The organism is Pseudomonas antarctica, assembly GCF_900624995.1.
Taxonomy (GTDB): Bacteria; Pseudomonadota; Gammaproteobacteria; order Pseudomonadales; family Pseudomonadaceae; genus Aquipseudomonas; species Aquipseudomonas antarctica.
Genome location: NZ_UYXQ01000075.1, coordinates 1 through 19,182 on the forward strand (window position 1 = coordinate 1; position 19,182 = coordinate 19,182).

Annotated in this window: 19 protein-coding genes and 2 pseudogenes; 10 read left to right on the forward strand and 11 right to left on the reverse strand. The window is 58.3% G+C overall.

Annotation, left to right across the window (positions count from 1 at the left end):
- From E0F99_RS22360 to E0F99_RS22385, 6 genes are all read right to left on the reverse strand, one after another.
- On the reverse strand, positions 1-514 hold a 514-nt coding region (locus tag E0F99_RS22360), incomplete at its 3' end, for a transporter substrate-binding domain-containing protein (RefSeq protein ID WP_130908933.1).
- Positions 515-520: 6 nt separating this feature from the next.
- Positions 521-1,147 carry a response regulator transcription factor gene (locus tag E0F99_RS22365; protein ID WP_083359142.1) on the reverse strand — a complete coding sequence of 209 codons (627 nt, stop codon included), beginning with the start codon at positions 1,145-1,147 and terminating at the stop codon, positions 521-523.
- Positions 1,148-1,445: 298 nt separating this feature from the next.
- Entirely contained in the window at positions 1,446-2,162 is a 717-nt protein-coding gene (locus E0F99_RS22370; protein ID WP_083359143.1) for an MgtC/SapB family protein, read from the reverse strand.
- A gap of 526 nt (positions 2,163-2,688) precedes the next feature.
- A complete protein-coding gene (locus tag E0F99_RS22375) occupies positions 2,689-3,291 on the reverse strand; it encodes a GNAT family N-acetyltransferase (protein WP_130908934.1) in 603 nt (200 codons plus the stop codon).
- Between the two features lie 22 nt (positions 3,292-3,313).
- On the reverse strand, positions 3,314-3,751 hold the full coding sequence (locus tag E0F99_RS22380; RefSeq protein WP_083359145.1) for a T6SS immunity protein Tdi1 domain-containing protein: 438 nt from the start codon (positions 3,749-3,751) through the stop codon (positions 3,314-3,316).
- 24 nt (positions 3,752-3,775) lie between these two features.
- Positions 3,776-4,120: an FKBP-type peptidyl-prolyl cis-trans isomerase gene (locus tag E0F99_RS22385; RefSeq protein WP_083359146.1), complete on the reverse strand. Its 345-nt coding sequence runs from the start codon at positions 4,118-4,120 to the stop codon at positions 3,776-3,778.
- Positions 4,121-4,332: 212 nt separating this feature from the next.
- Here E0F99_RS22385 and E0F99_RS22390 point away from each other — a divergent pair, with 212 nt between their 5' ends.
- From E0F99_RS22390 to E0F99_RS22400, 3 genes are all read left to right on the forward strand, one after another.
- Positions 4,333-6,288, forward strand: a complete 1,956-nt coding sequence (locus E0F99_RS22390) for a flavin monoamine oxidase family protein (protein WP_083359147.1) — start codon at positions 4,333-4,335, stop codon at positions 6,286-6,288.
- Positions 6,289-6,399: 111 nt separating this feature from the next.
- A complete protein-coding gene (locus E0F99_RS22395) occupies positions 6,400-7,287 on the forward strand; it encodes a nitrilase family protein (protein WP_083359148.1) in 888 nt (295 codons plus the stop codon).
- A 14-nt stretch (positions 7,288-7,301) separates the two neighbouring features.
- Positions 7,302-8,474, forward strand: coding sequence for a hypothetical protein (locus E0F99_RS22400; protein WP_173667124.1), 1,173 nt, complete (start codon positions 7,302-7,304; stop codon positions 8,472-8,474).
- A 58-nt stretch (positions 8,475-8,532) separates the two neighbouring features.
- Here the strand turns inward: E0F99_RS22400 and E0F99_RS22405 are convergent, their stop codons facing one another.
- On the reverse strand, positions 8,533-9,153 hold the full coding sequence (locus E0F99_RS22405; protein ID WP_083359149.1) for a transglycosylase SLT domain-containing protein: 621 nt from the start codon (positions 9,151-9,153) through the stop codon (positions 8,533-8,535).
- A gap of 116 nt (positions 9,154-9,269) precedes the next feature.
- Entirely contained in the window at positions 9,270-10,238 is a 969-nt protein-coding gene (locus tag E0F99_RS22410) for a hypothetical protein (RefSeq protein ID WP_083359150.1), read from the reverse strand.
- A 196-nt stretch (positions 10,239-10,434) separates the two neighbouring features.
- Between E0F99_RS22410 and E0F99_RS22415 the strand changes: the two genes are divergently transcribed.
- From E0F99_RS22415 to E0F99_RS22425, 3 genes are all read left to right on the forward strand, one after another.
- Positions 10,435-11,931 (forward strand): PAS domain S-box protein, encoded by a 1,497-nt coding sequence (locus tag E0F99_RS22415; protein ID WP_083359151.1) that lies wholly within the window; start codon positions 10,435-10,437, stop codon positions 11,929-11,931.
- Positions 11,932-12,062: 131 nt separating this feature from the next.
- The gene (locus E0F99_RS22420; protein ID WP_083359152.1) at positions 12,063-12,314 is read left to right on the forward strand and encodes a CsbD family protein; all 252 of its coding nucleotides are present in this window, start codon (positions 12,063-12,065) and stop codon (positions 12,312-12,314) included.
- 13 nt (positions 12,315-12,327) lie between these two features.
- Complete coding sequence (locus E0F99_RS22425) at positions 12,328-12,603, forward strand: DUF1652 domain-containing protein (protein WP_083359153.1); 276 nt, start codon at positions 12,328-12,330, stop codon at positions 12,601-12,603.
- Between the two features lie 36 nt (positions 12,604-12,639).
- Here the strand turns inward: E0F99_RS22425 and E0F99_RS30570 are convergent.
- Together E0F99_RS30570 and E0F99_RS22435 are read right to left on the reverse strand one after the other, a co-directional pair.
- A pseudogene (locus E0F99_RS30570) lies at positions 12,640-12,830 on the reverse strand (MFS transporter); the annotation flags it as partial.
- Between the two features lie 140 nt (positions 12,831-12,970).
- Positions 12,971-13,279, reverse strand: coding sequence for an RcnB family protein (locus E0F99_RS22435; protein ID WP_083359154.1), 309 nt, complete (start codon positions 13,277-13,279; stop codon positions 12,971-12,973).
- A 583-nt stretch (positions 13,280-13,862) separates the two neighbouring features.
- Here E0F99_RS22435 and E0F99_RS22440 point away from each other — a divergent pair.
- The 4 genes from E0F99_RS22440 to E0F99_RS22455 all read left to right on the forward strand — a co-directional run bounded on the left by E0F99_RS22440 (position 13,863) and on the right by E0F99_RS22455 (position 18,927).
- A complete protein-coding gene (locus E0F99_RS22440; RefSeq protein WP_083359155.1) occupies positions 13,863-14,420 on the forward strand; it encodes a helix-turn-helix domain-containing protein in 558 nt (185 codons plus the stop codon).
- An 11-nt stretch (positions 14,421-14,431) separates the two neighbouring features.
- Positions 14,432-15,778 carry a glutamine synthetase family protein gene (locus E0F99_RS22445; protein WP_083359156.1) on the forward strand — a complete coding sequence of 449 codons (1,347 nt, stop codon included), beginning with the start codon at positions 14,432-14,434 and terminating at the stop codon, positions 15,776-15,778.
- Positions 15,779-15,810: 32 nt separating this feature from the next.
- Positions 15,811-16,911: a DNA alkylation repair protein gene (locus E0F99_RS22450; protein ID WP_083359157.1), complete on the forward strand. Its 1,101-nt coding sequence runs from the start codon at positions 15,811-15,813 to the stop codon at positions 16,909-16,911.
- Between the two features lie 156 nt (positions 16,912-17,067).
- Complete coding sequence (locus E0F99_RS22455; RefSeq protein ID WP_083360465.1) at positions 17,068-18,927, forward strand: DUF3857 domain-containing transglutaminase family protein; 1,860 nt, start codon at positions 17,068-17,070, stop codon at positions 18,925-18,927.
- A 92-nt stretch (positions 18,928-19,019) separates the two neighbouring features.
- Here E0F99_RS22455 and E0F99_RS22460 read toward each other — a convergent pair.
- Positions 19,020-19,182 (reverse strand): annotated as a pseudogene (locus E0F99_RS22460) (IS256 family transposase); the annotation flags it as partial.

The window sequence follows — 19,182 nt, forward strand, 5'->3', positions numbered from 1 at the left end:
TTGCCACGCGTTTGCCTGCATGATCAACGGTCAAGGCTTGGGCGTCGCCGGTGCGGGTGACCAGCACCGGTTGATCATTGGCGTAGGAGCGAGACAGGACCAACTGCGGGTCGCCCGCCCTAAAACCGTTGGCTGTTCCGAGCAAGTCAATGGCGCCGTGCTTGAGCGCCTCGATCAACTCATCGCGGGTATCGTAGCGCCGAACTTCCACGCTGACGTTCAGCGCCTGGGCGAGCAGCCGTGCGTAGTCGGCCGTTATGCCTTCAAGCTCGTCATTATTATTTGTCAGTTCGAAGGGACCGTAATCGGGGGCGGACACCCCCAGCAACAAGGTACGACGCTCGCGCAACCAGTGCCAGTCCGCCTCTCCCAGCGCCAGGGACGGACCATTGCCCTCCAGATTGGCGCGCCCCAACAAACGCAGGACGTGAGGCTCATCCAGGGCAGTCGCCAGCATCGGGAGCATGCCCACCAGCAAACCAAAGATGAACCGTCGAATGGGGGAAGGGTTCATTGCGAATCAGATCAGACCATTGCGGCTAGCGAACTTGGCCATGTGTACAACCGACGACATCCGCAGCTTCTCTTTGAGCCGAGTCTTATACGTACTGATGGTCTTGTGACTCAAGAGCATTTGCTCGGCAATCTGGTTATTGCCCAGGCCCAGCGCCAGCATTCGCAAGACTTCCACCTCGCGGTCCGACAGCGACTCCACCAGTTGCAGCTCGGTGGTCTGTAAATCGTCACGGCGTACCGAACTGCTCGGCAAGCTGGGGAAACAACTGTAGTTGGACATCACGGCCTTGATCGCCTTTTGCAGCTCGTCCAGTTCCCCGGTCTTGGCGACATACCCCATGGCACCGGCGCGCATACAGCGAGAGGAAAAAAATTCGGGAATGGACGCCGTCAGTACCAGCATCTTGCACGGCACGCCCAGCGCCTTGACTCGGCTGATCACTTCCAGGCCACCCAGTTTCGGGATGGCCAAGTCGAGAATAATCAGGTCCGGGCGCCCTTCCCTGGCCTTCTGCACGGCATCCGCGCCATTGCCTGCCTCATCGATGTCAGTGAAGCCTTCCTGCTTGAGCAGGAACCGAACGGTTTGGCGGATAAATGGATGGTCATCAACTATTAACGCTTTGCTCATAAGACTCCCCTGAGAGGTAAGTACCCTCACACATCACACGGGACACAGGTACCTGTGAGAAATGACAGTGCCGACCAACGGCACTGTCCCCACTCAGGACGATAGCCAGTCTACGCCTGGTCCCTTCGATTGAAAAAACTGAACTCGTACAGCTAAACCGGTGCCTCCGGCTAGCTGCAAGTGCGCAACCTTAACAACGAAATAACGCTTCATCCGAAGGGGTAATCCCAAGCAAATGTAGGAACTCTCCTAGCCAAGCGCAGCCAATGAGCATGTGGCGACGCGCTCGGCGAGCAGCCTAGTCGGTGGTACTCGGGCTCCAGAAGGCCTGCACCACCAAGGTCGAGGTAGAAATACGCGCCACCAGCGCATCCAGTTCGTCGCCATCTACCGAGGTCGCGACCAACGTGGCCTCGATCTCCACTTCTTCGCTGCCGAACGGCCGAACATCGACGTCGCTGGCCGGGTAGTTGCACCGCGCCAGCTCGGCTTCCAGAAAGACCATCACCGCCTGTTGCTGGCTACGCCGCGCGATGACATAGAGGATATTGGTGACCTCGGCCGACACCACGTCCAACGGCTGGCGGTTGATGTTGTTGACGATCGGGCGCAACAAGGTGTTGGCAGCCAGTACAAACAGCGTGCCCAGCAGCGCCTCCAGAATCAGGTCGGCCCCTGCACACGCGCCGACCGCCGCCGATGCCCAAAGCGTGGCGGCGGTGTTGAGCCCGCGCACGTTGCCTTCCTCGCGCATGATCACGCCGGCACCTAGAAAGCCAATGCCCGAGACCACATACGCGACCACCCGCACCGCCCCTTCCGCGCCGCCCAGGCGGTTGGCCATATCGACAAAAATCGCCGCGCCCACGGCCACCAGTACGTTGGTGCGCAAGCCCGCCGTGCGCTGGCGGTACTGGCGTTCGAAACCGATCAAGCCACCGAGGATAAACGCCGCGGTGAGGCTGACGACGGTATCAACCAAGGAATTGAGGTTGATGTTGTTGAGTGCTTGCATAAGAAATCTCCCTGAACGCAGCAGCCTATTTAAGCCACCGCCGACCCGGAAACCTTCGTGCAGGTACAACCGTCTGCACCGCACCAGTGTTAAAGGCGCAGTCAGCTTGGCCCGCCTGCCGTAAAAGGCAGGCGCGTCCGTAGCAGCCTGAATGATTTCAGGTGCTGGTCAGCGTCGATGAGAGGGATTCGGGCAGGCGCCAGAACAAGCGCTGCCGGGATGCCGCTTCTCGCTTTTTGAGGCGAGACAACGGCATATAAACAATGCGCGTTACCTTGCCAAGTAGGTGCCGGTTACCGAAACCGGCCGACAACTGTCACTCGAACAAGTACCCACTGAGGGTCTCCGCTATTGATGAAAACGCGCGGAGTTTACGCCGCGATTACAAGGGAGTAAACCGTAGGAAAATTTACCGATGAAGATTAGGCAGATTCTTCAGGGCATGTTCAGGAACTGTTTTCTGCCGCACCGAGGCGTCTGCATCGCAGGCCAGCCAGCGCCCACAACAAGCGGTGTACATACGCGATTACGGCGTACCCGGTCGATCCCGCTCGACGCTTTCCAGGTATTCATCAATCCGCCCGCCCGCCAACGCCTTGACCTGAATCGACACCGTATTGACCTGCCGCCCCATCGTAATCCCCTCCCGCGTACGCACCTGCACGTACCCAAGCTTGGGCCAGAAACGCTGCGCCTTGGCATTGCCGACCACCACCGTCAGCCGCAACCACTCGGCGCCTTTGCCCACGGCCCACGCCTCAAGCTCGGCATGCAGACGCCGCGCCAGCCCACTGCCATGCAAGCGCGCATGCACCAGCAACAGCCCGATATGCCACACCCCGGCTGCAAGCAAGTCGGCGGCGATATTTACCACGGCGACCAATTGACCAGCAGCATCGCGGTAACCCAGCCAGTACAGGCGACTGCAGCTCCAGCCTGGGGGCAAATCACCCTGCAACTCTTCGCGCGCGTCAGTCGGCGTCGCGGGTTCGCCGTTGACCGCGATGAAGTAGTCGGGGGCCTGCTCGAAGAAGTGCTGCAACTCGGCCTCATCAGCCAGGGTGAGCGGCGCAACCCGGATACCCGGCGCGGCGCTTAGAGGAAATTCAGGGTCACAAACCACATCCATGAGGCGACGTCCTTTCGAATGACTAGTCAACAATCCTGAGCTTCACGTGCGCGCCGTCAGGCAAATCTTTGATCTCGAGTGCCAGGTCACCGCAAAACCGAATCTGCTCGACATGATCCAGTTGACGCACATTGTCGATGGCGTACTCGCCGCCCAATACCGGCGAAATAACGAAGTGGTAAACCTGGCCAGGCGCCAACGGCCCGAGCACTTCCTCCGCCTGCGCCACCATCGGCTGCAAATACCAGTCGTGCAGAAAAGTCTGATCCTTGGAGACCTCATCCAAGGCCGCACGCGTCTGCGCGATCACCTCGCAATAAAGCCCTTCTGGGCACAGCCGCCAATAGCGGCCCTGCGTATCCTTGAGCATCACATTGCCAAAGGCTGTGGTGCCCACCACCTCGACGGGGTCGATACCCACCCAGCGCCAGCTGTCGCGTATCGCTTGAATCATATCCATACAGCCTCCTTGCGTCGAAGCACGTCAATCGTCCCGCGTCAGCACTTCCAACAACTCAATCTCAAAGCGCAAATTGCTGTTGGGCTTGATATGCGCGCCCATCGAGCGCTCACCATAGGCCAGGTGCGCGGGCACAAACAGCGTGCGTACGCCGCCGACCTGCATGCCCATCAGCCCCTGGTCCCAACCCTTGATCACCCGCCCAGTGCCGATCACACACTGGAACGGCTTGCCGCGCTCCCAGGACGAATCGAACACCGTGCCATCTTCCAAAGTGCCGGTGTATTGGGTGGTGATCAGCGCGCCTTTGACCACGGTTTTCCCGCTGCCCTGGCGCAGGTCGGTGACCTGCAGTTCGTCGTTGTTCATGGGGGTCTCGCTGAATGCGTAAAGGCTGGGGTTTTCCCAGAATTGAGTGGGTTTGGCAAGTGTAGGAACAGCCACCGCCCCACGCCTCTTCACTCCACCTACGAACGAACGCGACATTCCCTCGCCAAAAATCACACACTGCTTATTCTTACTCCGCCGTGCCTGCATTCATTCTATGAAAAGACAATTGAGTCTAAATAGGGACTATCAGAATGACCATCGGTACCGGCTTTAATTATCCATCGGACATCGCCCAGCGGCATCATCGTGAAAAGCGCTCTGCCCGTGACAAATGGAGAGCTAGATTCCCTAACCCGCCAGACTTGTGCTTTGACTATCGTGCCTTGGTGGAACAAGAAAATGGCGTTGCGCAAGCCACTCAAACCCAGCATAAAATCTGCATTATTGGCGCGGGCATTACAGGCTTAACCACCGCGCGGGAGTTACATAGATGCGGTTTCAAAAATATCACCGTCATTGAAAAGTCCAGGCGTATTGGCGGCAGGCATCTCACCGCACTCGGCAGACATAATACCCATTCGATTGGCAGACCACCGTTTGAGATGGGCGCAATGAGAATGCCCTTCTTCAATAAATCAAATGAGCAACCCACCGACGGCCGCTCACTCATGGCCTATTACGCTAAGGAATTCGAATTAGTCCACTCTGACTTTCCAAACCCCGGCAGCCCAGCGGTCCGATCAACAGGCATCTACCTGCGAGAAGGAAGCATCGATGGAGACGGCGAGCCCACCCTGCTCATCTGGAAAAACACCGACGGAAAAACACCTCCCCCAGGCCAAACATTAGGTACCGTCTTTACAAAATGGAAAAGATTTGCCGACCGCATGACCCTGCATGTCGCCGAGCATTATGGCTCCGAGCACTGGGAATCCATGTGGGCTTCTATAGTCAGTCAATACGAGCACCTTTCATTTCGTGACTTGGTGAAAATGCCAGCCATCGATATTTGGCGCCAAGGAGACCCAGGTAATTTTGGCGGGATGGGTATGACAGCGCAAGAATCCGCTGTTTTCTACTCTATCGGAATTGGCGACGGCAGCTGGGGGGCCTTCTATGATGTTTGCGCGCTCTATCCTTTACGCACAGCAATATTCGGGTTCAGTAGTCACCTGCAGTTGATCCATGGTCGGGTAAACTCGGATGGCACGCCCATGGACTCACCTTATTTGAACGCCCAATCGACCGTCGACTCAAAAGGGCTTATCTTCAACAAACCAAATTACATTGGACTCGGCGCGCTGGCGGAGTCTTTACTCTTCATAAAAGCGGACGAAACTCGCGAGTCGCTCTATGAACATTTGCTTAACAGTCAATCCGGGCTGCTGACCAGCAGCACAGTGACCAAGCTACAAAAACTGACCAATGGGAAAATACGCGTCCATTATGATTGGAACACCCTACAGGCGGGAAGATTAGAAAAACACTTCTACGACTTCGACTCCGTTGTTATCACGCTGCCCTCCTGGCTCATAGAGACACAAATTCTGCTCGAAAATTTCAACCAGGAAATGCTGCCATTCGACATAGTAACCGCGTATAAAACCGCGCATTGGGAAACCAGCTGCAAGGTATACGCCCCCCTTAAAAAATCGTTTCTTTCTCACAACAACAACATTCCTCAAACCATCGTGACTGATAGCTTCATACACGACATCTACACCTACCGCTACAACGACAATCACGCCTACGACTGCATTCTACTCAGCTACACCTGGGAAGATGACGCGACAAAGCTTTCCTGCTTCAGTGATGACGAGCTGGTTGACAAGTGCATAGAAGAACTTGATCGAATCCTTTTAAAATCAACCAATATAAAACAAAAAATATCACCTTACATAGGCCATGAAGGCGCCGTCGTACAACGTTGGATGAACGATAAAAATGCGCTTGGGTGTGCAAAGCTCTACCGTGCAGGCACTTATCACGACGCTGTCAGCTTGATGAAATACAATCGAGACTTCTCTCACACTTCGGGACTTTATCTATGCGGCGAGTCTTTCTCCGTTGACGCTGGCTGGACCGAACCTTGTTTTAGGGGCGCCATTGATACCGTGATAAACATTTGCAACAAAACCAATGCCGATTTCAATGGTGGCTTTACGATGCAAGACTACCCCGAATACAAAGTCGATAATCAGAAATAAAAGAATCAGACTACAGCGCAAGAAGAATCGCCCGACTTTCATACAAACACCTTGTTGACTCTTATAAACACTCAGCCAAATCCGGCTGCATAACAATAAGAGGTCACGTCGATGAGCGAACCAACCAGCCCGGCCCGTATAGCGGTTATACAACTTGATCCTCAGGTCGGCATGGCCAACCGAGCTGACAACCTGCGCCAAAGCCTGGCACTGGCAACCGAAGCGGCCAATGGCGGAGCCAATCTGATCGTGCTACCTGAGCTTTCCAATTGCGGGTACTTTTTCAGCAGCCGTCAGGACGCGTTCGATCACGCAGAAGCCGTTCCCGACGGCGTCAGCGTGCGCGCGTGGATTGATTTCGCCTGCAGGCATCAGGTGTATCTGGTAGCTGGCCTGAATGAGATAGACGGCATGCAACTGTTCAATACTGCCGTGCTGCTAGGCCCCGACGGATATATCGGAAAGTACCGTAAAGCTCACTTATGGAACCTGGAAAAGCTGTGGTTTACCCCCGGTAATACAGGCTTTCCGGTGTTTGAAACGCCGATTGGGCGTATCGGCTTGCTGATTTGCTGGGATATCTGGTTCCCGGAAGTCACGCGCATTCTCAGCCAGCAAGGCGCGGACATCATTTGTAGTCTGAACAATTGGGTGTGGACACCACCGCCGCTATTCGATGACGCGGGCAAATGCATGGCGTCCTACCTGACGATGACTGCCGCCCATGTGAATAATGTGTTTATCGCAGCGGCCAGCCGCATTGGTGAAGAGCGTGATGCCCGTTATCTGGGGTGTTCGTTGATTGCCGGAACCAATGGCTGGCCAATCGGTGCGGTGGCGTCGGCCGATCGTCAGGAAATTCTGTTTGCCGATGTCGATATCACCAGCGCCCGCAGCGCGCCGATCTGGAACAGCTTGAATGATCTGCAACGCGACCGACGCAATGATCTCTACGATCAAATGCTCGGGTATTCCCAACACCCTGCTCTACCGCGTTGAGGAGGGGGGAAAACATGCAAACGCTCTTTACCCCTAAAACGCGCCACCCTTCACGCGCGGACATCACGGTCCTTCTCTTGGGGCTGATCAGTGCATTTCTGGCGCTCTGGGTGATCCTCAGTCATGGAGGTTCATGGCCAGGCTATGGCGAGATGGTCGCGAGCCTGCCCCATCCCGTTGCCTGGCTGCGATGGATACTTGGAGATATCAGCGAGGTTGCCTTCTACAAACATGAACTCGCCTCACTCGGATTACTGAGCGGCGCATACCTGGCCTGGTGGGCGAGCAAGCGCGGAAAAGCCTGGCAAGGCTTTTCCATTTCCTACGGAACAGGCCTGTGGCCATGGCTGGTGACCAGCTCATTGTTGGGTCTACTGCTGAGCAACATGCTGTGGGGCTGGAGCGTTACCGCCGAGACGTGGCAACCTACGTTTGCGGCATTCGTTTCATTACCAGCGGCAATGGTGCTGATGTTTGGTGGTGGCTGGAAGATCACGCTCAACGGCGCACTATTGGGGGCGTTGCTGGTGACGCCGATGTGCTTGTTGATCGTGAACTTCGTGTGCGTACCCTTGGGCCTGCCCGTGGTGATCGGCAATGTAATGGGCATGGCCGTCGGCAGTGTCATAGCGTTTGTATTGTGTCGCCGCGTGCCCTCCCTGGTGCGCTCGGACTACATCGCCCCCGCCAGATCAGTACCGCCCAAGCCGCCCACCTACGGTGTGGTATGGAGCCTGCGGCGGGTTTTGGCAGACTTCTCCGAAGCCCCTTTTTTCGGAAATGAGCTGGCGAGCCTCGGGCTGCTGGCAGGCGTGTTGCTGGCATACGCGCTGAACCCCATCGGCCCGGCGTATGGATCAGGCCTGGTCCTGCCCCTACTTGCTGCACAAGCACTGACGTCGGCGTTGGGCGTGTTGATATGGCGGCACCAGTGGATCAAACGGGGATGGTATCCGACTTACGTTCCACTGGTATCGGTAGTCCCTGCTGCGGTGCTGACCCATGGCGGTAGTTGGACGGTGATAGGCTCCAGTGCACTACTGGGCGCGCTGATCGCACCGCCATTAGCCAATGCCATTGCAGGGCGACTGCCTGCTCACTTTCATCCGTATATCGGCAATGTGATTTCAATGGCGTTGAGTACGCTTCTGATCGTGCCCGTGGTGGGCTGGTTACTCCAAATGTAAGCGTCTTTCCCACGCTGCATGCTTCATGCAGCGTGGCGCGGCAAACATTCCGGGTTGCTCACAACCAATGCCAGAACCGGCTCCAGAACCCGCGCCCCAAATCATCCTTGCACCGCGCATATTGCGCTGCATACAGCTGCGACCGCGCCTGCACTTTGCTCGCCACCGGCGCCAGCCAGGCTTTGGCGGCATAGGTGCGCTGGCGGTAGCCACCCCAGCCTTCGTGGTAGTTCAGGTACTGGCCGTAGGCGTCGTATTTGTACACACCGTTAACGCTGTAGGTCTTGTCCATGTACCAGCCCACAAAGTCGATGGCGTCGTCGAAGTCCTGGCGGCTGGCGCCGCTGCGGCCGGTGCTTTTGCGGTAGTCGTTCCACACTTCATCCTTGGCCTGGGCGTAGCCGGCGGCGGTGGAAACGCGGCCCCAAGGGATGATCCATAACAGGTATTTGCGGGGCGCCAAAGCATCCTGACGGAAGCCGGACTCCTGATACATGATGGCGAACGGCACTTGGATGGGCACGCCCCAACGCTTTTGCGTGACCTTGGCGGCGTCGTACCAGTCGTCCTTTTCGCGAAAGATGCCGCAGATGTCATTCGGCGTGCGTGGCGGCGAAGTACCGCACGCCGCCAGCATGGAGGTGAGTAATAACAATCCGACGGCTTTGCCTGCGCTCAAGGGGCACCTTTGCATGATTCGCGTAAAAAACCGGCATTTTACGCATTCATTGAGGCAGGGGGAGAAAGGAAAAGCGGCCTCCTTGCCGCCGCTCCCGATTTATCAAGCCAGATCTATCAGGCCAAAGGCACGCGACGGTTAGTCAGCGCCATACGACCGACAAAGAAGCTCAGCGCTGCACCCAACAACAGCATCGCCAGGGTGCTCCAGGCAGCACGGGACAGTTGCTTGGCCGCCACTTCACCGGCTTCACGGGCCTTTTGTTCAGCCTGTTGTTTCAGCTCAGCCACTTTCTGCATGGCCTGTTCATAAGCCTGGGCATAGTTGTCGACGATCTGAGTGGCCTCCTCCTTGCTCTTGCCGGTGCGGGCGGCAACGATGTTGACCAGTGCGTCTTTGTCAGCGGCATTCAGCGCTGGCTCACCGGACGCTTTGACGCGTTCAAACCATTGCTTCAACGCATCGCCGGCCTGGGCCGGATCGGTCGCCGCAGCAGTAGCCGCTTGCTTGCCCTCGGCGCCCGCCTGGTCAGCTTTCTGTTCAACGTTGGCCGGGTCCAACTCAGGCTTGCCGCTTTGCTTGAGCAGGGTATCCAGTTGACCTTGCAGGCTGTTCCAGTCCAGCTGGATGCCTTGCTCGTTCAACTGTTGTTTGACGCTATTACCAATGCCCGGCGCAGCCGCCGCGATGCCGCTACCGGCAGCAGACAAACCTTTGCCCACCACGTTGCCGGCCGTACCGACCACGCTGGCCGCTAAACCCGCCAGCAGCCAGGTGGTGAGCAAAGTGGTCACGGTCCAGGTCAACACGCCGTGCAGGCCGCCGCGGTCCGGCGCAGTGCGCCCCGCCACGAAGGCCCCCACGCCGATGGCGATCAGTGTCGACACAAACAACCAGATCCCGGCGCCGGTGCCGAAACCGCTCAGCGGGTTACCCGCCTGCATCGGGTCAACGGCACTCGCGCCGATGGCCGTGCCCAGCACACTCAGCACCAGGTAGGTCACCAGGGCAATTGCACTACCGGCCAGTACCGAACTCCAGGACACACGAAACAGCGAACGATGGGTTTCATAGACAGTCGTCATACAGAGGTCCTTCACACGTTATCAGAGCAAGGCAAAATGCCTTGATGGTTGGGAGTGTGGCGAAAGGACATACATTCAGTCGTGGCCCAAATGCACCAGTTCGCCTGGTGCATTCGCACTTCCTTACCTGCACATTCTCTGCACTATCCTCAACCCTGGGTGTCGTACCCCCATGTACCGCCTACCGGGAGAAACCATGAGCCAGGATGTCCTCACCAAAGAAACCAACCGCCGCCAATTGCAGCAGATCATCTCCGGGTTGTCTGACGGCGTGATGCTGGCCGAGGTCGACCAGACCATCCTCTGGGCCAACGACGCCGCATTGACCATGCACGGCGTCAGCGAGGTCGAGGCGCTCGGAGCCAACACCGAGGAGTACGCCCAGCGTTTCGCCCTGCGCTACCGCAACAACCATCCCTTAGCGCTGGAAAACTACCCGCTCAGCCGGGTGGCGGCCGGTGAAGCGTTCAGCGATGTGGTAGTGGAAGTCACCCCCACTGCCGACGAACACCGCAGTTGGGTCCATCGCTTGCGCAGCCTGGTGCTGACCGACGCTCAGGGTGAGCCGGAACTGTTGGTGCTGATCCTCAGCGACGCCACCGAATGGGCCAGCGCCGAGCAACGCTTCGAGAAAACCTTCAACGCCAACCCGGCGCCTGCCGTGATCTGCCGCTTGAGCGACCTGCGCTACATCAAGGTCAACCAGGGCTTTCTGGAGATGACCGGCTACAACCGCGATCAGGTCATCGGCCGCTCGGTGTATGAACTGGATGTACTGGAACAGGCCGAGCGCAAGGACCTGGCCGTCCAGCGCCTGAGCGAGGGCGCGACCATCCCGCAGATGCAGGCCGAGCTGCGCCTGCCCGAGGGCGGCAGCAAACTGGTGATCGTTGCCGGCCAGCCGTTGGACATGAACGAGGAAGACTGCATGCTGTTTTCCTTCACCGACCTGGAGCCACGGCGCAAAGCGGAAATTGCCTTGCGCCAAAGTGAGGAACGCTTCGCCAAATCCTTCCGCCTGACGCCGGTGCCGACCTTGGTGTGCAGCGCCGCCAACCGGCAGGTGGTGGATATCAACGAAGCGTTCATGAACATCACCGGTTTTATCAGCGAAGAGTTGATCGGCAAAGCCATCGAGGACATCAATTTCATCGACAGCGCCCAGGCATGCGCACAGCTGTTCGCCACCCTGGAAAAAGCCGGTAATGTCGACGGCCAGGACCTCAAGGTGCGCAAGAAAGGCAGCGAGGTGATCGACTGCGTAGTCTCCGCCGACACCGTGATCATCCAAGACGTGCCCTGCTACCTGCTGGTGATGATGAACATCACCGAACGCAAACGCTCGGAGCTCGAACTGGTGGCCGCCATCGAGGAAGTGATGCAGGACGCCTCGTGGTTCAGCCAGACCTTGATCGAAAAACTGGCCAACGCCAAGAGCGTCAGCAGCCCTAACCTGCCGAACGTGGCCTTCACCGACCTGACCGCTCGTGAGCGCGATGTGCTGGGTTTGATCTGCGAAGGCCTGGCCGACAAGGAGATCGCCTCGCGCCTGAAACTGGCGCCCAACACCGTGCGTAACCATGTGGCCACGGTGTACTCCAAGCTGGGGGTGCACAGCCGCAGCGCCGCCATCGTTTGGGCCCGTGAACGCGGGCTGTTTGCCGGTGAATTGCGGGTCAAAAGCAAGAAATAAAGTGCAAATGCACTAGTGCAACCGGTGCAAATTCGCCTTATTTGCGCATGACGCGGTGCTTAACCTTGAAGAGTGGGCACAGGGCCTAGGGTCCTGTGCCGTGATGGTTTGATCTCTTGAAGGAATGCACCATGAAAAGCGAACAAGTCAAAGGCGCCGTGGAGAAAGTCGCGGGCAAGGCCCAGGGTTTTCTCGGCGACCTGACCGGTGACGGGCAGTTGCAAGCCGAAGGAGTTGCCCGCCAGGCCGCCGGCCAGTTGCAGCAAACCTACGGCAACGCGCTGGACCCTGTCAGTGATTTTGCCAAGCACAAACCACTGGCGACAGTCGCCGTCGTCGCCGGTATCGGCCTGTTAGTGGGCTTGTTGTTGCGTCGTCGCTGAGGAGGCCAAACACATGTTTACCCTCTCCCAGCTGCGCAACTGCATCGAAGAAGCGCTGTTGCCCCTGACGTGTGAATTCACCCTGTGCCGTGACGCCTCGTTGACCTTGAAGGTGTTCGATGCCGAGAGCGGCCGGGTCGACTTGGTGGTGACGGGCATCAGCGTCAACAAGTTGCAGTCCGCCCACGCAGTGGAAAAGATGGTGGAAGAACTGCGCTATGAACTGCAGAGCAACACTATGGGGCACCTGACCCTGGACGACCTGCCAATGTCGCCTTCGGCGTCATGACCGCGATGGCCGTGGTTTCAACGACGCACCCATGAACTAAAACACCCCGCTCCCGACGATAAACGCCCCAAGCGTGTAAACCATGAAGTGGGCCGGCAGGTGGGCCGGCAGGCTGGCCAGCACCCGCCCACACAACGGCAGGCCCAGCGTGCCCCCAGGTCGGACAGGTTCTGCGCCTCTTAGTACGTGCCCCGTAAGTGGTCCGGGGCGATTCGGTCGATAAACATGAGCAAGCCTGCGATCAGCCACCGATCAGGCGACGGTGCGAGGGTAGTCTTAGTGTGGCAAGCATCCTGTTTTCGCTATGGGAAGGTAACGCGACCTGTGTGGCCCGTTACCTTCATGCAAGAGCCAGGAAAAAGACCGATCACTTCTTCACGGGGGTGATCTCGAGAATGGTGCCGTTGGTGGTTTTGAGCAGCACAAACTTGTCACCCACACGGGCCCATTGGCTGTCTGCTTCAGGCTGCTTCAAACCGCGCTTTTTCCAATCGCTGACCGCCGACTCCTTGCGCATCAACATATCCGGGGCGCGGTCGCCTTCTTTCAAATCACGCGCGTTGATGCTTGAAGGCGGCACGGTTTCTTGCGGGGTATCACCGGCCTGCACGACAACGCTGGCGGTGGACAGCCCAGCGGTGAGCAGCAGGCAAGCGGCTAGGGTTTTAGACTTCATGGGTGCTCCTTCAATGAATGATGCGTACCCAGGTTCCGACCGCAGGCGCACGGAATCATCCCATCTGAATAGAGAGGCTGCACTCCATTACTTTCACTATCGACTTTATGTCGAAGCGCTCTAAAACTGTCAGATCTGACAATTGAAAGGGAAAGGCGCTCAATCAATTATGGACACTCACTGATTCATCCAAGGAAGAAAAATCATGAACATGCCAGTTCGTACGTTCACCGGTTGTGCTGCGACTTGTTTGATGCTGTTTACCGTTGGAGGCTATGCGGCGGATGCAGAGCACCTTTGCAGTCCTCTGAACCCGCAAGGAAGTTCACTCGCCGTGACAGCCAGCTCTACTAAAGACGCGCAAATCATAGCTAACGCTCAATACCCTAACCAAGTATACAGCTGTAAAAAAGCCTAACGTCGGCGCTGTTATTTCCGGGGAAACAGTAGCGCCCTCTGCAACCACATAAACACTGGCACCACTGGGTGCCAGTCAAGGTGGTCCCGATATATCCGGGGGCTGCCCATTGCCTCCATGAAATTAATCCTGTAATTTTTCATGAAATTTTTAGACATAAATTTCATGAATCAACAACAAGAACTTGACGCCCTGGCCGTGCTGATCCACGACCTGCGCAAACACAAGAAACTCACCCTGGCGCAACTGGCGCAGAAAATCGAGCGTTCGGTGGGTTTCCTGTCACAGGTTGAGCGCGGCCTGTCGCGCCCCACCGTGGCCGACTTGACCGCCATCAGCCACGCCCTGGATGTACCCACCACCTACTTCTACAGCCTGCCCAAACCCAAGGCCGTGGACTGGGTCACCCGCCCCAACGAGCGGCGCACGGTGTATTACGCCAATGGCATCACCGACATCCTGGTCTCACCCAGCATGAGCGGCGCCTTTTCGATGCTCGACAGCCTGCTCGCACCCGGTGCCAACAGCGGTGAACACACCATGAGCGACCGCGCCGAACAGGCCGGTTTTGTGCTCGAAGGCGAATTGACGCTGTGGGTGGAAGGCGAACCGGACTCGGTCACCCTCGGCCCTGGCGACAGCTTTCACCTGGCCAGTTTCGCGCATTGCCGCTACGCCAACCTGACGGATCTGCCCGCCCGCGTACTGTGGGTTTACAACTAGGAGCAACACCCGTGAAAAACCAGTCTTCCACGTTGCTGGCCGAAGTACGGACCTTTCGCCAGAACCACCCCGACGTGCGTTACGTCGACCTGATCGCCCTGGACATTCCCGGGCATTTCTACGGCAAGCGCTACCCGGTGGAGATGCTCGAAAAGGTCGCCGCCGGCAGCCCGCTCAAGCTGCCGCAAAACGCCGTGCTGCTCGGGGCACAGGGCGGGCTGTTCAAGATCGGAGACTATTGCTTTCATGACGGCGACCCGGATGCCAACCGTCGCCTGGTGCCAGGCACGCTCAAGCCGGTCAGTTGGGAATCGCAGCCGCTGGGGCAGATGCTGATCACCTCGGACGGCACCGAAGCGCCGATCGAATTCGAACCCCGCGAAGTGCTGGCCAAGGTGTTGGAGCGCTTGCAGCACAAGGGCATTCACCCGGTGGTGGCGTTCGAATTGGAGTTCTATTTGTTCGATAAGAAGCTCGACAACGGCCTGCCGCAATTCGCCCGCGACCCGCTCAGCGATGATGCCGATGACCAACCCAACCTGCACATCGAACGGTTGTCGCGCTTCAGCGAGGTGCTCGACGACATGGCACAAACCGCCAAGGACCAGGGCATCGACATCACGGTGATCACCGCCGAAATCGGCCCAGGCCAGTTCGAAATCAACTTCGGCCACCTCGAAGACGGCCTGCGGGCCGCCGACTGGGCCGCCCTGTTCTGTCGCAGCACCCGTGGCGTAGCACTCAAGCATGGCTATCGCGCCAGTTTCATGGCCAAGCCTTACCTGCAATTTCCCGGCAGCGGCATGCATGTGCATGTCAGCCTCTACGACGCGGCCGGTAATAATTTGCTCGCCGCACACCAGCAGCAACCGCTGCGCCACGCTGTGGCCGGTTGCCTGGAACTGCTGCCACATTGCATGCCGATCTTCTCGCCCAACCACAACGCCTTCCGCCGTCTGGGCGGTACGGTCAACGCGGCAACCCGCGCCAGCTGGGGCTTTGAGGACCGTGATGCGTGCGTGCGCATCCCCGAGTCAGACCCGCGCAACCTGCGTATCGAGCACCGCCTGGCCAGCGCGGATGCCAACCCGTATCTGGTGTTGGCGGCGATTCTGGCAGGGCTTGAGCATGGCCTTGAAGCCAAGCAAGCACCCATCGCGCCCTTGAATGAGGACCGCCTCAGCGGCACCGATTTCCCCGTGGAAATGCTCGAGGCCGTGCGCGCCATGCAACATCAACCGGTGTTGCGCGATAAGCTGGGCGCAGAATTTGTCGACGTGTATTGCGAGAACAAACGCCAAGACCACCTGGCCTTTCAACAAGAGATCAACGCGCGGGAATACCGCTGGTTTCTCTAACCCCTGGAACCACCGATGACCGAGCCCCGTCAATGACCGAGCAGAGCGCCCCAGCCCTCAAGGAAATCTTCAACGTCGAACGCCTGCAACATATCGCCACCGAGATGTCGGCGGTGTACCCGGCGTTCAACGCAAAGGCCTTTCTCAAGCACGCGAAGGTGGGGCTTGCCGAATTGTCGGTGATGCAGCGCATGGCGCGGGTCAGCGAAAGCCTGCACGCAGTGATCGAACTGGATTACGCGCACACCCTCAAGCTGCTTTACGCCCTGGCACCACGCCTGAACAGTGCGTTTGTCAGCCTGTTCCTGCCGCACTACGTGGCGAGTTACGGCCTGGGTGACTTCAAGCGATCCATGGCCGCGCTCAAGTACTTCACCACCTTTGGCTCTTCCGAATTTGCCATTCGCCACTTCTTGCTGCACGACTTCGAGCGCACCTTGGCGGTGATGCAGGAATGGTCGCTGGATGCCAACGATCACGTGCGTCGCCTGGCCAGCGAAGGCTCGCGCCCTCGCCTGCCGTGGTCTTTTCGCCTGGCCCAAGTGCAGGCCAACCCCGCGCTGTGCGCCTCAATCCTGGACAACCTCAAGGCCGACAGCAGCCTGTATGTGCGCAAGTCGGTGGCCAACCACCTCAACGACATCACCAAGGATGACCCGGAGTGGGTGCTTAGCCTGATCGAAGGCTGGAACCTGGATAACCCCCACACCGCGTGGATTGCCCGGCATGCGCTGCGCAGCCTGATCAAGCAAGGCAATACCCGTGCACTGACGCTCATGGGCGCCGGCGCCAAGGCCGAGGTGAAGGTCCACCAGCTGAAAGTCACCCCGACGGTGATCACCCTGGGCGAGCGCATCCGCCTCTCGTTCTGCCTCGAATCCACCGCCACCACCGCGCAAAAACTGGTGGTGGACTACGCCATCGACTACGTAAAAAGCGCCGGTCACAGCGCAGCCAAAGTGTTCAAACTCAAGGCATTTACCCTCGGCGCGGGCGAGCATCAGAGCATTCGCCGCGAACAGCACATTCGTGAACTGACCACACGCAAGCACTACCCCGGCACGCATTGGGTGCATGTGTTGGTCAATGGCGAGCGGCTCGCCAGCGCCGAGTTTGAACTGCGCAAACCATGACAAAAATCAAAGAAAAGGCTCTAGAACGGTGCTTTCAGCCAGATAGATTGTCGAACAATCCTGGCTTTTTTTGTTGCGACCCATTATCATCCGGCGCCTTCTCACTACCTGTCGGGTAGTTGTTTCAATGTGTCACCCGAGGCGCCAATGTCCCGTTTGTACCGATTTTCGTGTCACCGCTCTTTGATTGCTATCAGCCTGGGGCTGGTTACCCATTCCGTCAGCGCCGCACTGCAACCCATGGCCGAAGCCCCGCTGGCCAGCGACACCGAGCTGCATTGCCACTTCAACCGCGACGCCAGCACCGACTGCACCACCACCCAGCACTACACCATCCTCAAGCCCAACGGCCGCGAGATCCTGTCGCGCATCGACTTCGATTACTCCGAAGGCGACACCTTTGAAGTGGTCAGCGCGCAATCCACCCAACCTGGCGCCAAGCCGGTCGCCCTGGATGCCGCGCAAATCGACACGCGCACCGCGCCCAACCCTGACCAGGGCTTCAGCCGCGACAAGCAGACCTCACTGGCTTTCCCGAACCTGCGCGTGGGCACACAGATTCGCTACACCGTGCGCGAACATCGCGCCGCCAAACCGTTGGTGACCCAGTTTCACTATGCCCTTACGTTTGGCCCTAGCGCGTTCCGTCGTGACCACGTCAAGGCGCGCTTTACCGCCGAGCGGCCGATACAGTGGCGCAGCGAACTGTTCGACGGTTTCACCGTGACCCCGTCGGCCAATGGCAAGACGTTGGACGTGCTGCAAAAAGCCCCGACCTATCTCAACTACATCAACGAATCGTCCAGCGCCGCACTGTTACGCATCCCGCGCCTGGAAGTGGGCAGTGCCCTGGACCGCCAGGCGTATTTCGGTGATTTCGCCCAGCGTTACAACCAGATCCTCGCCGCTAACCTGCCTGCACAAGCGGCTGCCGCCGTGGCCGCCGCAAGCCGCTTGGCGCCGGCGGAACGGGTCGCCGCGCTGATGCAGCACATCAATGATCACTACCGCTACTTGGGCGACTGGCGCGCCACGGAGCGCGGTTATGTGCCGTTCAACCTGGCTGAAATCGAGCAGCATGGTTATGGCGATTGCAAAGACCTGGCGACCTTGCTGACCGCAATGCTCAAGGCCAGCGGCCTCAAGGCTGAAACCGCCTGGGTCAGCCGCGGCGACGTGGCGTATGCATTACTGATCCCCGGCACCAATGCGCCGAATCACGCGATCGTGCGCGCCGAAGTGGACGGCCAGGTCTGGTGGCTGGACCCGACCAACCCGGTGTTCGCCCCAGGCCAGACCATGCCCGACATCCAGGACCGCTGGGTACTGGTCAACAATGCTCAGGGTCAAGTACGCGAAGAACAGATCCCGCTGGAACGCCCCGAAACCACCCTGCGCCTGGACAAACAGGTGCACTTCGACAAACAGGGCAACGGCGCCACCCAGGCCACCATCACCTTCAGCCGCCTGCCGCTGATGCAAATGAGCGTGGCCGACCGCCAACAAGGCACCACCGCCACCGACCAGAACCTCTGCGCCCACTTCGGCAACGACATCAGCGACTGCCAGATCATCCGCCCGCTCACCGCCTTTGTGGTGCATGACGGCTACACCGTCAACGCAACCCTGAACGACCAGCGCGCCCTGGAAAAACTGGCGAATGACTACGTCTATACCGATGAGTCGCTCAAAGGCCGCTGGGATGGCTTCATCAACTACCGCCGCCACGATCAACAGGCCGACCTTTACCTGGGCAACCCTGAGACCTACGACTACAGCTTCACGCTGACGGGCGGAAAAATGGAAAAAGCCATTCCCGGCTGCCAGGTGCGCTCGCCGTGGTATGACCTGGACCTGGAAGGGAAACGGTTGGATGACGGGCTGCGCTATCACTATCGCCTAAGCCAGAAGACGCGTTGGCTGACCCATGCTGAGGTTGCCAGTGAGGCGTTTGGCAAGATGATTGAAGAAGCCCGGGCGTGTGCCGAGCAGGTGCATCAGGTGGTGAAGCTTTAAGGTAAGTGAGCCCCCTTGGGCCCTGTAAACGGAGAGTGTCAGATTTTTTGTGTGCGGGCCGGTAACGGCCTGCCGACAGGCAGGCCTTAGTTTTACCAGGTAGGCCTGATAAATCGATCTCCGTACAGAATCGCAAATTGGTTCATCGCACTCTTCCAGTCATGTGCCGGTTTGCCCCAGTTAGCAGTGATATTTCGCAATCCCAACCAGATTAATTTTGTTGCAGCATCGTCCGTTGGGAAGTGCCCTCGGGTC